The organism is Bacillus sp. NSP9.1 (assembly GCF_000465465.2).
Taxonomy (GTDB): Bacteria; Bacillota; Bacilli; order Bacillales; family Bacillaceae; genus Bacillus; species Bacillus sonorensis_A.
The window spans coordinates 3,483,375-3,497,238 of record NZ_CP048273.1 but is presented as its reverse complement, the minus strand read 5'-3'; the positions used below and the strand labels follow the sequence as shown (position 1 = coordinate 3,497,238).

Genomic DNA, 13,864 nt, shown 5'->3' with positions numbered 1-13,864 from the left:
TTTGGGTAATAAAGAATTTTTTCGTGACATTTCAGTAAACATTGTTTATAATTAACCCTAATCAACCTGAATCATTTTTATTCTCATATAGGGTGAAGCCAAAAAGAAAGGATGAATAACATGAGCAACACTGAACTTGATTTGCTGAGGCAGCAGGCGAACGAATTAAACTTGCAGATTTTAAAGCTGATTAACGAGAGGGGCAGGATCGTCCAAGAGATTGGAAAAGCGAAGGAAGCGCAAGGGATTAACCGCTATGATCCAGTCAGGGAAAGAACGATGCTGAACAGCATTATTGAAAATAATGACGGCCCGTTTGAGGATTCTACAATCCAGCATATTTTCAAAGAAATTTTCAAAGCGGGGCTTGAATTACAGGAAGATGATCACAGCAAAGCGCTGCTGGTTTCCCGGAAGAAAAAGCCGGAAAATACGATTGTCGACCTGAAAGGCGAAAAAATCGGTGACGGCGAGCAAAGATTCATCGTCGGTCCTTGTGCAGTTGAAAGCTATGAGCAAGTCGCAGAAGTAGCAGCGGCGGCTAAAAAACAAGGCTTGAAGCTGCTGCGCGGCGGAGCCTTCAAACCGCGTACAAGCCCGTACGATTTCCAAGGCCTCGGTGTTGAAGGCTTGCAGATTTTGAAGCGTGTTGCTGATGAATATGATCTGGCGGTGATCAGTGAAATCGTGAATCCGCAGCATATCGAAGAGGCGCTCGATTACATCGATGTTATTCAGATCGGCGCCCGCAATATGCAAAACTTTGAGCTCTTGAAAGCGGCCGGATCTGTGAAAAAACCTGTTCTCCTAAAACGCGGACTTGCTGCAACATTGAAGGAATTCATCAATGCAGCGGAGTACATCATGTCTCAAGGAAATGACCAGATCATCCTTTGCGAGCGCGGCATTAGAACGTATGAAACGGCGACGAGAAACACCCTGGACATTTCTGCGGTGCCGATTCTTAAACAGGAAACGCATCTTCCGGTATTCGTTGATGTCACTCATTCAACAGGACGCCGCGATCTCCTGCTCCCTACGGCAAAAGCAGCGCTTGCGATCGGAGCTGACGGCGTAATGGCCGAGGTTCACCCTGATCCTTCAGTCGCACTATCCGACTCCGCTCAGCAAATGGATATTCCGACATTTGAAAAGTGGCTGAACGAATTGAAGCCGCTTGTACAAGTAAAGGCATAAGCCGCTCATTTCATTTAGGACCGCGCACAGCGGTCCTTTTTTATGTGCAAATTGTCGAAAAAATTTCTTATTTTTAATTAAAAAGCTGTTTTTTTCTATTTAAATTAATTATAAAAATAAAGGGAACGTTTTCATATTAGGTAAAACCGTGTATAATTTCAGAAGAGAGCTTATGCTTTGAACAATTATGAAAAATAATGTAAACTGGTGATCTGTTTATTTTACATAAAGTATTACATTTTGACATTTCTCTACATGAAAATGTTTATGCTATAGAATAAGAAAAGTGTACCCAGTTGAAGGAGTGGTAAAAATGAGTAATGTGACAATATATGATGTAGCACGGGAAGCAAATGTAAGTATGGCGACGGTTTCACGGGTTGTCAACGGCAATCCGAATGTGAAGCCGACAACGAGGAAAAAGGTGCTTGAAGCAATCGAGCGCCTCGGATATCGTCCAAATGCCGTCGCAAGAGGACTGGCGAGCAAGAAAACAACGACCGTCGGCGTGATCATCCCCGATATTTCAAGCATCTTTTATTCAGAGCTTGCCCGGGGAATCGAAGATATTGCCACAATGTATAAATACAACATTATTTTAAGCAACTCTGACCAAAATATGGACAAAGAGCTGCACCTGCTCAACACGATGCTTGGAAAGCAAGTCGATGGAATCGTCTTTATGAGCGGGAATGTTACAGAAGAACATGTTGAAGAATTCAAGCGTTCACCGGTGCCGATCGTTCTTGCCGCGTCTGTCGAAGAGAAAGGAGAGACGCCGTCCGTTGCCATCGACTATGAACAGGCCATATATGATGCTGCAAGCATGATGATTGAAAAAGGCCATAAGCGCTTGGCGTTTGTTTCAGGACCGCTCTTGGAGCCGATCAATAAAGCCAAGAAGCTCCAAGGCTTCAAAAGAGCGCTTCAGGATCAAGGGATCGACTTTAAAGAAGAATATCTCGCAGAAGGCGATTATACGTACGATTCCGGTATGGAAGCACTCGAATCGCTGATGAAGCTCGATGAAAAACCGACGGCGATTCTTTCGGCCACCGATGAAATGGCGCTTGGCATTATTCATGCCGCTCAGGACAAAGGTCTTTCCATTCCGGACGATCTTGAGGTCATCGGATTTGACAATACAAGGCTTTCACTAATGGTTCGTCCGCAGCTCACAACAGTCGTGCAGCCGACGTATGACATCGGTGCAGTGGCCATGAGACTTTTGACAAAACTGATGAACAAGGAAGAGGTCGAAGAGCACATTGTCCAGCTTCCGCACCGAATTGAATTAAGACAATCAACTACATCTTAAACATAACAAACCAAGAAAAGAAAGCAAGTATCCGCGGGCTTTTGACACGGATGCCTTGCTTTCTTTTCCATGAGCTGGAGAGAATGAAATATGAAACGATTTGATTATCTGACACCGGTCGGCTTGATTTTAGGCATTTTCATTTTGGTGATCGGCGTTGTCTCGGGAGCGGGTCTTTCCGGTTTTTATTCATTTATCGATTTAACGTCCTTTTTTATCGTGACGGGCGGATTATGTGCAGCTGTATTCATCAGTTTTTCTCCAAAAGACTTAAAAAAAGCCCCATCTGTATTGAAGCAGGTGTTTATTTCGGAAGATGACGATGTGCGGAATCTGGTCAAAACCTTTGTCACTCTTTCCGAACAGGCGCGCAAGCAAGGCATATTATCGCTTGACGCTGATGTGAATGAAATGAAAGATCCGTTTTTAAAAAAGGGCCTTCTCTTGGCTATTGACGGCTGGGATGAGGAGACAATCCGCAATGTGATGAACGCCGAAATCGCAGCGATGGAAGAAAGGCACAGAAAGGGAAGGAGAATCTTTGAAAAAGCGGGGGAGTTTGCACCTGCATGGGGAATGATCGGTACCCTCGTGGGGCTTGTGATGATGCTAAAAAATCTGAACAAACCTGAAACTCTCGGGCCGAACATGGCCATCGCCCTTTTGACGACGCTTTACGGATCGCTTCTGTCCAACATGCTGTTTATTCCGATCGCCGCGAAGCTTGAAGAAAAGACGGAAAATGAAATCTTCAAGAAGCAGGTGATGATAGAAGGCATCATCGGCATTCAATCGGGAAGAAATCCGCGCAACCTTGAAAGCCAGCTTGTCGTTTTCGGCTCCAAGGAAGAGTGGAGAAAAAAGCAGGCGGAAAACACGAAGCAAAAGGGTACGGCTCATGAAGCTTAGGCATGAGAGAAGAAAGCGTGAACCCGGCCGCAAATCGTCAAACTGGATCATCACGTTTTCGGATCTGATTACGCTGATTCTCGTGTTCTTTATTCTGCTGTTTTCGATGTCGCAAATCGATTTAAATAAATTTAAAGCGGCCGTAGGTTCGTTTCAGGAGAGAGCCGATGGAAAGTCCGCCGCGGAGCACACAGTGGAGAGCCATGATCGTCATTCGAAAAAAGCGGCCAAAAGCGAAGATGATATGTTAAAGAAAATCAATGACTATATTGAAAAAAATCAGCTGTCCGGCACGATTACAGCTAAACGTGATGACCGCGGCGTCATTCTTGTCCTTCAGGAAGCGGTGCTCTTTGATTCGGGAAAAGCGGATATCAAAGATAAGGCTTACCCTGTCCTCGATAAAATCGCCATTTTGCTCAAAACGGTGTCCAATCCGATCAGTGTAGAGGGGCATACAGACAGCAGGCCGATTTCCACTTACCGTTTTCCTTCCAACTGGGAGCTTTCTGCAGCCAGAGCGAGCACTGTGATCGGGTACTTCACGGAAAAAGAAAAACTCGATTCTTCCAGGTTTACAGCCGTCGGCTATGCGGATACAAAACCGGTCAGGGACAACCGCACCGAAAGCCATATGAAAGAAAACAGGCGTGTCGAGATCGTAATTGGAAAACTGAACCAAAAGAAATAAAGGCCTTGCCGCAAGCAAGGCTTGTTTTATGTTTTACGCGATCGATAAAAGAAATTCCGGGTCTTTCAGTCGGCTACATCATCCGCCGGGCAGAGCGAATCGGGAAAAGAGCTTTTGCTACGGTTTGCGCGTTTTTTTCTGTAATTTCCGCTTTTCTGGGAATCGGAGGATATAATGCTTCGGGATCACACCATTTTCCAGGGAGCGGGACCGATGCTTGCTTTTCCCATCTTTTCAGCCATTTTTCAGGCAGGTTCCCCTCAGCTTTGATCCCTTTCATTTCAAGCCAAATTCTTGCCCATGCCCTTGGCACGACCCGCCAAATATCATAGCCGCCCCCGCCGACGGCAATCCATCTTCCGCTGCAGTGGGCATGCGCCAATTCATGGGCGAGCTTTGGAATCGCTTCGTAAATCCTCATCGTTGTGCATAAGTGTGTGAGCGGGTCATAGTAATGAGCGTCAGCCCCGTTTTGCGTCAAAATGACATCCGGTTTGAAGAATTCAGCGATTTCAGCCGCAGCCGTTCGGTAGGAGTCCAGAAAAGATTCATCTTCAGTGAACGCATCAAGCGGGATGTTAAAAGCATATCCATAACCTTTCCCATGACCCCGTTCCTGAACCTGGCCCGTTCCTGGGAAAAGATAGCGGCCGGTTTCATGAATCGATACCGTGCAGACCGAAGGGTCATCATAAAACGTGAATTGCACACCGTCTCCGTGATGGGCGTCTGTATCAATGTATAGCACTCTGGCGTGGTATTTTTTCTGTAAGTAGCGAATAACGACTGAGCTGTCGTTGTAAACGCAAAAACCCGATGCTCTCCCTCTGAATCCGTGGTGAAGCCCGCCACCCAGATTAAGGGCGTGTTTGGCTTTTCCCGTCATCACATAGTCGGCGGCTGTCAGTGTTCCTCCGACCAAAAGAGAGGCGGCTTCATGCATGCCGGCAAATACGGGCGTATCTTCTGTTCCAAGACCGTAGTTTTCGCTTTCAGCGGCCGGCAGTTTCCCCGCCCCGGCCAGCTTGACGGCGCTGATGTAATCGCTTGTGTGAACGAGTGCGAGCTCGGATTCCGACGCCATGCGCGGAGGGATGATCTCCCCTTGTTCGAATGCGTCCATGGCGCCCAGAAGATCGTATGTCACATACACTCTGAGCTGGTTGAATGGATGGTCTTGATGAAATTGATAGGTTTGGTAGGAGGGAGAGAAAATAAACACGCTGTCCTTCATAGCTGTTCCCTTTGTTCAGCCGGCCAGAGCACCTGATGCCCTTTTGACTTCACGTCTTTTATGATGGAGGCGGGGTTCATTGTCTGCACGCGAAAAACGAGAATGTTCGAACTTTCTTCATCGCCTGGATATACGAGTACGCTCAAAATCCCGATTTGGCGCTTTTTGAATATCGCGCTGATATCGGCGAGGCTCTGCGCGATATCACGGGTTTTAATTTCGATATGCGACCCTGGATGATGAGCGCCTGTCAGCTGAACAAGTGTATGAAGCAAATCTGACTTTGTCACGATGCCGACGAGCTTTCCGTTTTTCACGATCGGGAGACAGCCGATATCATGTTCGAAAAACACAGCGGATATCTCCTCGGCGAAATCAAGCGGATGTCCTGTGACCACTTCTTTTGACATGATCAGGTCAACAGGCTTTTGCAGTTCCTCTGCGGAGCTGCCTTGACTAAAGATGCTCGGGGCTGCCGTCTTCACATCCCTGTCGGTGACGATGCCTACGACAGTGCCTCGTTCATTGATGACAGGCAGGTGCTTGATATGGAACATCCGCATCCGCCTGATCGCTTCTTCGATCGTATCTGTTCTGGAAAGCGTCACAACATCCCTTTTCATGATCTTTTCAACAATCATATTCACATCCCCTTTGCTCCCTTAGTACATAAAACGATTATGGAATCTGAGCCTGTCGAACTGCTCGATCGATTCCTGACCGACCTCTTTTCCGATGCGGGCCATTAAACAGTTGGCGGGATGAGAACTGATTTCCGGGTCGTCTGTTGCAAACCAGACAAGCCCTCCGGCATTCATCATCTTCTCCATCATCTTTCTGTATTCCCAAACATCCATATTTGTCCCTTTTAAATCCCAGTGCCAGTAATACTCGGTTGTAATGATAATGTATTTTTCCATCTGCTTATCCATCATGCTGACCTCTAAAAGCGTCTTTCCGACGGAGTGCCCCCTGAACATAGGGATTACCTCGATGGCGCCGAGTTCAATTAAATTTTCCATATTTCCTTCTGACCATCTTTCGAGCGGATCCGGATAAACATAGGTGACATAGCCGACAATGGTGTGATTGAAACGAGCGATGATGATCCTTCCTTCGGGAAGTCCTGCGATTTCGATCAATGCTTCGTGCTGTTTTTCAGATGGGCGAAAGGCTGTAAGCTCGCCATGAAATTGATAGTCTGCAAGCTTTTCGGGACTGATAGGACCTTCTATCAGCAATGCGCCTTTCTCGGTCTGCAATTCTTTGGCATGATAGGTTTTGTGATGCTCCACGTATCCACCGCCTTACATCTTAGTTGAAGTCTTTTATACATAACATACCAAAATATTAAGCGTTTTCATAGGATAGAACAGTATTTTTTAAAAATTGAGAAAATAAAAAATCTATACTATAATATATTTGATGATCGAACAAAGGGGGATGGACATGGAATTGAAAGCGCTGCCGGCAGAAAAGGGAAATTACAACTTGACTGACTATGATGAAACATATCGGACATTTGACTGGAAGGATGCCGAAAAGCATTTTTCATGGTACAAAACGGGAAAAATCAATGCAGCTTATGAAGCGATCGACCGCCACGCTGAGTCAAATTTGAAAAACAAAGTGGCATTTTACTACAAAGATCCGGTCCGCGAAGAAAAGTACACCTTCAGAGAGATGAAAAATGAAACCAATAAAGCCGGGAATGTCTTAAAGCAGCATGCCAATGTGAGAAAGGGAGACCGTGTGTTTGTTTTTATGCCGAGATCACCCGAGCTTTATTTTATTCTTCTCGGCGCTGTCAAATTGGGAGCGATTGTCGGGCCGTTATTTGAAGCATTTATGGAAGGTGCCGTCAAAGACAGGCTTGCAAACAGCGGAGCGAAGGTCATCGTGACGACGCCGGAATTGCTTGAACGGGTGCCGGCCGATGAACTTCCGGACCTTGAATCAATCATTGTCGTTGGAGAAGGCGTAAAGGAAGAAGGACCTGTCATCGATTATTACGCGAAAGCGGCGGAAGCAGGCACTGATCTTGAGATTGAATGGATGGATCAGGAAGACGGGATGCTGCTTCACTATACATCGGGTTCAACCGGCGCGCCAAAAGGGGTTCTCCACGTCCACAAAGCAATGATTCAACATTATCAAACAGCCAAATGGGTTCTTGATCTGCATGATGATGACATCTATTGGTGCACCGCTGATCCCGGCTGGGTCACCGGAACGGTTTACGGGATCTTCGGTCCGTGGCTGAATGGAGCAACGAATGTCGTCGTAGGCGGCAGATTCAGTCCTGAGGCATGGTACGAAACAATTGAAAAAATGGAAGTGACGGTATGGTACAGCGCGCCAACGGCTTTCCGGATGCTGATGGGTGCAGGCGACGATCTTGTGAACAAATACAATCTGAGTTCACTACGGCATGTTTTAAGCGTAGGGGAGCCGTTAAATCCTGAAGTCATCAGATGGGGGCATAAAGTCTTCGGCAACCGGATTCATGATACATGGTGGATGACTGAAACAGGAGCGCAGCTCATCTGCAATTACCCGTGCATGGAAATTAAACCGGGATCAATGGGCAAGCCGATTCCCGGCGTAGAGGCTGCGATCGTCGACAATCAGGGAAATGAACTGCCTCCTTACAGAATGGGGAATCTCGCCATTAAAAAAGGCTGGCCGTCGATGATGCATTCGATCTGGAACAACCCTGAAAAATACAGCTCCTATTTTATGCCGGGTGATTGGTATGTGTCAGGCGATTCCGCCTACATGGATGAAGACGGATACTTCTGGTTCCAGGGACGGATCGACGATGTCATCATGACATCAGGCGAGCGCGTCGGCCCGTTTGAAGTCGAGAGCAAGCTTGTCGAGCATCAAGCTGTCGCCGAAGCGGGTGTCATCGGCAAACCGGATCCGGTCCGCGGAGAAATTATTAAAGCGTTCATCGCGCTTAGAGAAGGTTATGAACCGTCAGATTCGTTAAAAGAAGAAATCAGGCAGTTCGTGAAACAAGGCTTGGCCGCACATGCCGCGCCAAGGGAAATCGAGTTTAAGGATAAACTGCCGAAAACGAGAAGCGGCAAAATCATGAGGCGTGTCCTGAAAGCCTGGGAATTGAACCTGCCGGCCGGGGATCTTTCCACAATGGAAGACTGATGTCTCATTGACAATGAAAAAATATTATGTTAAAAAAGATTTAGTCGAATATTTAAAAGGTGAAGACTGAGACCAGTAGAACGATCCTTCCCTGTCTTAGAGAGCTGATGGCCGGTGAAAATCAGCACATATGGATGGTTTGAATTACACTCATGAACCGCTTTTGCGAAAAAAGCCTCCCGGGCTTTGTGTAGCAGAAGAACGGAAGCTTTTCCGTTATCAATGAGAGTGAAAAGAGCGCGGTCATGCGTTCTTTTAAGCAGGGTGGTACCGCGATTTTTATCGTCCCTTCGTTTTTGCGAAGGGGCGTTTTATTTTTGGAAAAAAGGAGCTAAATGATGATGACACACTTACTTGATGATTTGTCCTTCAGGGGACTGATTCAGCAGCAAACCGATGAAGCAGGCTTGAGAGAACTGCTGGATTCAGAGAAAATCAGCTTATACTCCGGATTTGATCCGACAGCTGACAGTTTGCATATCGGGCATCTGCTGCCGATTTTAATGCTTCGCCGCTTCCAGCTGGCCGGACATCGTCCGATTGCACTCGTAGGCGGAGCAACGGGTCTGATCGGTGATCCGAGCGGAAAGAAAGCGGAGCGCACGCTGAACAATGAAGAAATCGTCCGCGAATGGTCGCAAAAAATCAAAAATCAGCTTTCGCGTTTCCTTGATTTTGAAGCCGGTGACAACCCGGCGGTGATGGCGAATAACTACGACTGGATCGGGCAAATGAACGTCATTGATTTCCTGCGCGATGTCGGCAAAAACTTCGGCATCAACTACATGCTTGCCAAAGATACGGTAAGCTCCAGAATCGAGACGGGCATATCTTATACTGAATTCAGTTACATGATCCTGCAGTCTCTCGATTTCTTGAATTTGTACAGAAACAAGGAATGCAAGCTGCAGATCGGCGGAAGCGACCAGTGGGGTAATATCACATCAGGCCTCGAGCTCATCCGCAAATCCGAAGAGAATGCAAAAGCTTTCGGATTGACGATTCCGCTTGTGACAAAAGCAGACGGCACGAAGTTCGGAAAAACCGAAGGCGGCGCGATCTGGCTTGATAAAGAGAAAACATCGGCCTACGAGTTCTACCAATTCTGGATCAACACAGATGACAGAGATGTCGTGAAATACTTGAAATACTTCACTTTCTTGTCCAAAGAAGAAATTGAAGATCTCGCTGAAAAAACAGAGACGGCGCCTGAAAAACGCGAAGCGCAAAAGCGCCTCGCCGAAGAAGTAACCGATCTTGTACACGGTCGTGAAGCACTTGAGCAGGCTGTCAACATCTCAAAAGCACTGTTCAGCGGAGATATCAAACAATTGACAGCTGAGGAAGTGAAGGTCGGCTTTAAAGGCGTACCTTCGCTGGAACTCGATCAGACAGCCGAATTGCCGCTTGTCGATGTGCTCGTCCAATCAAAACTTTCGCCTTCAAAACGTCAGGCTCGCGAAGACATTACAAACGGCGCGGTCTACATCAACGGCGAACGCCGTAATGACGTAGGCGCCGTCCTAGGCAGCGAAGACCGCATCGAAGGCCAGTTTACCGTCATTCGCCGCGGGAAAAAGAAATACTTCCTGCTGACTTACAAATAATCCATTGAAACCCTTGCTTAAACGGCAAGGGTTTTTTTATCAAAACGTTTGATGTATGTTCATTCAGGAAATGTCAAAAATAGATATAGAAAGTAAAGCGTTTCCATTCTCTAGTCGGGAGGAATTCAGAATGAACTTGTTTATTGCCGCGAAAGAAAAATTCAAAGAAGATTATCAAAAGCAGCTTGAAGCTGTACGAAAAACACAGGCCGAACAGACAGTGGACGGCTTTAATCAATTGAACGATTCGGAAGAGACGAAGCGTTTAAAATAAAAAAACGGCCAATTCATGCCGGGGGCACTGTCATCACGAATTCGCCGTTCTAAAGCAGACGGCTTTTAGCAGACATTATAAAGCAACGTATGAGCCCGGGACATTCGAACCCGGAAACGTTCTAATAAAATAGGACCGAAAAAGCAGGGATCATCCCGCTTTTTCTTTTTGTGTTGATTCATTAAAAATGCCGACATTGTGATGTTATTAATCGAAAAAATATGAATGCGAATAATGCCGAGCCCCACCAAATAGATTCATATTCTTCTACGCGCATTCATTTAGATCCAAGAATATCAAAGAGCAGAGCAATATAATCCCGCAAAGAATGGATGCACTATTTACTAATCACAATCGACAACTTATAATTGGCATGCTTGTTCAAGCCGATTAAAAATTGGTCTAAATGTTCATTGGATGGAAATTTGCATTCAAGCAGATAGCAGCCATCCCCGCTGATTTTATAGTTGTTGATGATGTGTTTCTCTTGTGCGTTGATAAATGAAAGATAAGGCTGGTGATGAGTGCTTTTGGTGTAGATATTGATAAACGCGTGGATAAAACACCCTAGTTTCACTTGATTCGCTTTAATGGTATAGCCTTCAATCACCCCGCTATCTTCTAATTTCGCAACTCTGGTTGCGGCAGCTTGCCCTGTCAAATGAACTTTTTCTCCCAATTCCTTCATCGTCATCCGGCTGTTTTTCGAAAGCTCTTCTAATATCCGCAAATCTGTATGATCAAGCATCTAATCAAATCCTTTCTCAAATGCGATCGACCTAAAACATTCCGGCACAAAATAAAATACGTTTTTTCAAACATCAAGTCAAACAGAAAAAAGACTTGATCTTAACTATGTAAATCTCAAGGGATCATAGTATAAACTATCGATAAGACAAAGAAAAGGAATCATAACCATGGATATTCAACAAATTCGCAATGCTACACTAGTCGTCGAATATGCAGGCAAAAAGTTTCTCATAGATCCAATGTTAGCTGGGAAAGGGACTTACCGCCTTTTCCAAATTCGCTAAGGCTGCCGACATCAATGGATCATTTGATTCGGAATCCGGATGCTGTGATTGTAACATATCCGCATTTGGATCATTTTGATGATGCTGTCAAAGAAGTGCTTGTCCAAAATGAAGCGGATGCTGGGGAAGAGAGAAAGACCGGTTTTCTAATGTAGAGGTTTTAACAAAAGATGCGGTTTTTGAGGGAATTCAATTCATCAAATCAAAAGGCGAACGCGGAAGAGGAGAAGATGTTGTATGCAGCAGGAGATACAGTTTGGGATGAAGGGATTCAAGCAGAAATGAATGAACATCAGCCGGGGTATCAGTACATTATTCCTGAAAATGAGGGCACCTACATATGCACACGACAAAAATCGCTGTTATGTCAGTTTTTTAAAGCCGAGCGAAAATACAACAGCGATAGACGTTGAAATGTGTGTCGAAAAAGACGGCAAGATTCACAGTGAAACAGTTCAGAATACTGCTGAACTGGTCACCCATCTGTGCAAGCGTTACGGTTTGTCTACAAATAAGATCGTTCGCCATTACGACGTAACAAACAAAAATTGCCCGGCTCCGTGGGTAAGAGATTCAAGTCAATTATCGGCATTACGCAAAAAATTTGACAGCCTGCTCGGTCAAACGGTATCAGAAAAGAAAGCATCCGCAAGCCAGTCGAGCAAATCCACCGGCACGATCTTGAAAAAAGGATCGTCAGGCCCCAAAGTCAAGACCTTGCAAAAACGTCTGATTGCCGCGGGCTTCTCGTTACCTAAATTCGAGGCCAATGGCTCTTATGGTATGAAACTGTGCAGGCTGTCAAATCCCTTCAAAAAAGAGCGGGAATTGCGGCAGATAGCATTTACGGACCAAAGACTAAGGGGAAACTTGAGTCGTTACTGAAATAGAAAAGAAGGCGCCGCAACCGGCGCCTTGAAAACAAAAATTATGTTTGTTTCTTACTTTATTCTAATCCTGAATACGGATTTTCAACGTTTCCTTCTAATTCCTCTATAGTTTCCTCAATAAGCTCTCAAGGTCGTACCCAAATCCGGCTCTAACTGCATCATAAACTCCTGCAAATTCCAAACCAGTCTTTCCCATTCGCTTTTTTCAACATCTTCAGGAACGGTGTAAGTAGGTTCTAGCTTGACGATTATATCACCATCTATATAAGCTCAGTACACTGTGTCATTATAAAGAGTATATTTCTTTTCTAGCTTTTCTAACTCCTCTTCACTATACACTTTCTTAGAAACTTTTTGTGCCGCCAATTTTGTTGTTCGATCAGGGTCGGCGAGAGTATTCATTTCAGTGTCTTCTTTGTTTCCGACTTTTTTCAACATAACACCCATCGCTGTTTCTTGATTTCCACTCAGGGTATCCATCTCATCTGGCTTTAAAATTGATCCTTTCTGATTGAAATGGCGAAAAAATACAGACCCTATGATGAGTAAAGCCCTTCCAGCTGTGAGAAGGGCTTACTTTATTTCCACGCCGACGACATTTTAAATTTAATGAGGTTGTTGGTGTTTCCTTTTGAATCCACGACATGAAAAAAACCTTGCGGATCTGATTTATGTAATGAATTTTTCCTTCCATATAAATGATTTCCCCGGTTTCCGCTCCATTTAAAAAGGGAACGGCTCCCAAACTTCCCCCAAACCAATGGGGGAGAGAATACAATATTCCACAAAGCAGAGAGCAAACAAAAAACCCTAGAATCGTTGGTATATCAACGATTCTAGGGTTTTTGCCGATGCTCTTTACAGAGCATTTGTTTTAACGAGAGTAGAACTCAACGATCAACGCTTCGTTAATTTCAGCAGGGAGCTCAGAGCGCTCTGGAAGGCGAGAGAACGTACCCTCAAGTTTTTCAGCGTCAAATGTTACGTATTCAGGAACGAAGTTGTTCACTTCAACCGCTTCTTTGACGATGGAAAGATCTTTTGATTTTTCGCGAAGGCCGATTGTTTGACCAGGTTTTACTTGGTAAGACGGAATATCAACGCGGCTTCCGTCAACAAGAATATGACCGTGGTTTACCAATTGGCGTGCTTGGCGGCGAGTGCGCGCTAAGCCAAGGCGGTATACGATGTTGTCAAGGCGAGATTCAAGAAGAATCATGAAGTTTTCACCGTGTTTACCGGCCATTTTCGCAGCTCTGTCAAAAAGATTGCGGAATTGGCGCTCATTTACACCGTACATATGGCGAAGCTTTTGCTTTTCTTGCAATTGCAAACCATATTCTGATAATTTTTTACGCTGTCCCGGACCGTGCGGACCTGGCGCGTAAGGACGTTTTTCTAATTCTTTACCCGTCCCGCTTAAGGAGATTCCTAAACGGCGGGATATTTTCCAGCTTGGACCTGTATAGCGAGCCATAATGTGACTCCTCCTTTGGTTTTATTTTTGTGAAAATAAAACCCATCTGTTCAATTCAGCCATGT

At 45.4% G+C, this 13,864-nt stretch carries 12 protein-coding genes, 2 pseudogenes and 1 other annotated feature; of the genes and pseudogenes, 9 read left to right on the top strand and 5 right to left on the bottom strand.

Going from position 1 to position 13,864, the window contains the following annotated elements; genetic code table 11:
• Positions 1 to 120: 120 nt before the first annotated feature.
• The 4 genes from M654_RS18195 (at position 121) to motS (ending at position 4,115) form a co-directional block, all read left to right on the top strand.
• Positions 121 to 1,197, top strand: coding sequence for a bifunctional 3-deoxy-7-phosphoheptulonate synthase/chorismate mutase (locus tag M654_RS18195; protein ID WP_026588285.1), 1,077 nt, complete (start codon positions 121 to 123; stop codon positions 1,195 to 1,197).
• Positions 1,198 to 1,510: 313 nt separating this feature from the next.
• Positions 1,511 to 2,515: a catabolite control protein A gene (ccpA, locus tag M654_RS18190; protein WP_026588284.1), complete on the top strand. Its 1,005-nt coding sequence runs from the start codon at positions 1,511 to 1,513 to the stop codon at positions 2,513 to 2,515.
• 90 nt (positions 2,516 to 2,605) lie between these two features.
• Positions 2,606 to 3,424: a flagellar motor protein MotP gene (gene motP, locus M654_RS18185; RefSeq protein WP_026588283.1), complete on the top strand. Its 819-nt coding sequence runs from the start codon at positions 2,606 to 2,608 to the stop codon at positions 3,422 to 3,424.
• Positions 3,414 to 4,115 (top strand): flagellar motor protein MotS, encoded by a 702-nt coding sequence (gene motS, locus M654_RS18180; RefSeq protein WP_026588282.1) that lies wholly within the window; start codon positions 3,414 to 3,416, stop codon positions 4,113 to 4,115. Before motP ends, motS begins: the two co-directional genes overlap by 11 nt.
• Positions 4,116 to 4,188: 73 nt before the next feature.
• Here motS and M654_RS18175 read toward each other — a convergent pair whose 3' ends face one another.
• The 3 genes from M654_RS18175 to M654_RS18165 are packed head-to-tail and all read right to left on the bottom strand — an operon-like array spanning position 4,189 to position 6,644.
• Positions 4,189 to 5,349 carry an acetoin utilization protein AcuC gene (locus tag M654_RS18175; RefSeq protein WP_026588281.1) on the bottom strand — a complete coding sequence of 387 codons (1,161 nt, stop codon included), beginning with the start codon at positions 5,347 to 5,349 and terminating at the stop codon, positions 4,189 to 4,191.
• Positions 5,346 to 5,990, bottom strand: a complete 645-nt coding sequence (locus M654_RS18170) for an acetoin utilization AcuB family protein (RefSeq protein WP_026588280.1) — start codon at positions 5,988 to 5,990, stop codon at positions 5,346 to 5,348. The genes M654_RS18175 and M654_RS18170 overlap by 4 nt, the downstream gene beginning before the upstream one ends.
• 21 nt (positions 5,991 to 6,011) lie before the next feature.
• Entirely contained in the window at positions 6,012 to 6,644 is a 633-nt protein-coding gene (locus M654_RS18165) for a GNAT family N-acetyltransferase (RefSeq protein WP_026588279.1), read from the bottom strand.
• Positions 6,645 to 6,798: 154 nt separating this feature from the next.
• Between M654_RS18165 and acsA the strand changes: the two genes are divergently transcribed.
• From acsA to M654_RS23635, 3 genes are all read left to right on the top strand, one after another.
• Entirely contained in the window at positions 6,799 to 8,517 is a 1,719-nt protein-coding gene (gene acsA / locus M654_RS18160; RefSeq protein ID WP_026588278.1) for an acetate--CoA ligase, read from the top strand.
• A gap of 53 nt (positions 8,518 to 8,570) precedes the next feature.
• Positions 8,571 to 8,810: a binding site (T-box leader), on the top strand.
• 48 nt (positions 8,811 to 8,858) lie between these two features.
• Positions 8,859 to 10,124, top strand: a complete 1,266-nt coding sequence (tyrS, locus tag M654_RS18155; RefSeq protein ID WP_026588277.1) for a tyrosine--tRNA ligase — start codon at positions 8,859 to 8,861, stop codon at positions 10,122 to 10,124.
• Between the two features lie 130 nt (positions 10,125 to 10,254).
• Positions 10,255 to 10,398, top strand: a complete 144-nt coding sequence (locus M654_RS23635) for a hypothetical protein (protein ID WP_179115700.1) — start codon at positions 10,255 to 10,257, stop codon at positions 10,396 to 10,398.
• Between the two features lie 337 nt (positions 10,399 to 10,735).
• Here the strand turns inward: M654_RS23635 and M654_RS18150 are convergent, their stop codons facing one another.
• A complete protein-coding gene (locus tag M654_RS18150; RefSeq protein ID WP_026588275.1) occupies positions 10,736 to 11,146 on the bottom strand; it encodes an Lrp/AsnC family transcriptional regulator in 411 nt (136 codons plus the stop codon).
• A gap of 169 nt (positions 11,147 to 11,315) precedes the next feature.
• Between M654_RS18150 and M654_RS23970 the strand changes: the two are divergent.
• Positions 11,316 to 11,731, top strand: a pseudogene (locus M654_RS23970) (MBL fold metallo-hydrolase); the annotation flags it as partial.
• Positions 11,732 to 11,737: 6 nt separating this feature from the next.
• Positions 11,738 to 12,313 (top strand): annotated as a pseudogene (locus M654_RS18140) (peptidoglycan recognition protein family protein); the annotation flags it as partial.
• 883 nt (positions 12,314 to 13,196) lie between these two features.
• On the opposite strand, the gene rpsD reads toward M654_RS18140, so the two are convergent.
• Complete coding sequence (rpsD, locus tag M654_RS18135; RefSeq protein WP_026588272.1) at positions 13,197 to 13,799, bottom strand: 30S ribosomal protein S4; 603 nt, start codon at positions 13,797 to 13,799, stop codon at positions 13,197 to 13,199.
• Positions 13,800 to 13,864: the final 65 nt, after the last annotated feature.

Coding starts and splice junctions, on each gene's coding strand:
- M654_RS18195 (WP_026588285.1), top strand. CDS start 121: ATGAGCAACACTGAACTTGATTTGCTGAGGCAGCAGGCGAACGAATTA.
- ccpA (WP_026588284.1), top strand. CDS start 1,511: ATGAGTAATGTGACAATATATGATGTAGCACGGGAAGCAAATGTAAGT.
- motP (WP_026588283.1), top strand. CDS start 2,606: ATGAAACGATTTGATTATCTGACACCGGTCGGCTTGATTTTAGGCATT.
- motS (WP_026588282.1), top strand. CDS start 3,414: ATGAAGCTTAGGCATGAGAGAAGAAAGCGTGAACCCGGCCGCAAATCG.
- M654_RS18175 (WP_026588281.1), bottom strand. CDS start 5,349: ATGAAGGACAGCGTGTTTATTTTCTCTCCCTCCTACCAAACCTATCAA.
- M654_RS18170 (WP_026588280.1), bottom strand. CDS start 5,990: ATGATTGTTGAAAAGATCATGAAAAGGGATGTTGTGACGCTTTCCAGA.
- acsA (WP_026588278.1), top strand. CDS start 6,799: ATGGAATTGAAAGCGCTGCCGGCAGAAAAGGGAAATTACAACTTGACT.
- tyrS (WP_026588277.1), top strand. CDS start 8,859: ATGACACACTTACTTGATGATTTGTCCTTCAGGGGACTGATTCAGCAG.
- M654_RS23635 (WP_179115700.1), top strand. CDS start 10,255: ATGAACTTGTTTATTGCCGCGAAAGAAAAATTCAAAGAAGATTATCAA.
- M654_RS18150 (WP_026588275.1), bottom strand. CDS start 11,146: ATGCTTGATCATACAGATTTGCGGATATTAGAAGAGCTTTCGAAAAAC.
- rpsD (WP_026588272.1), bottom strand. CDS start 13,799: ATGGCTCGCTATACAGGTCCAAGCTGGAAAATATCCCGCCGTTTAGGA.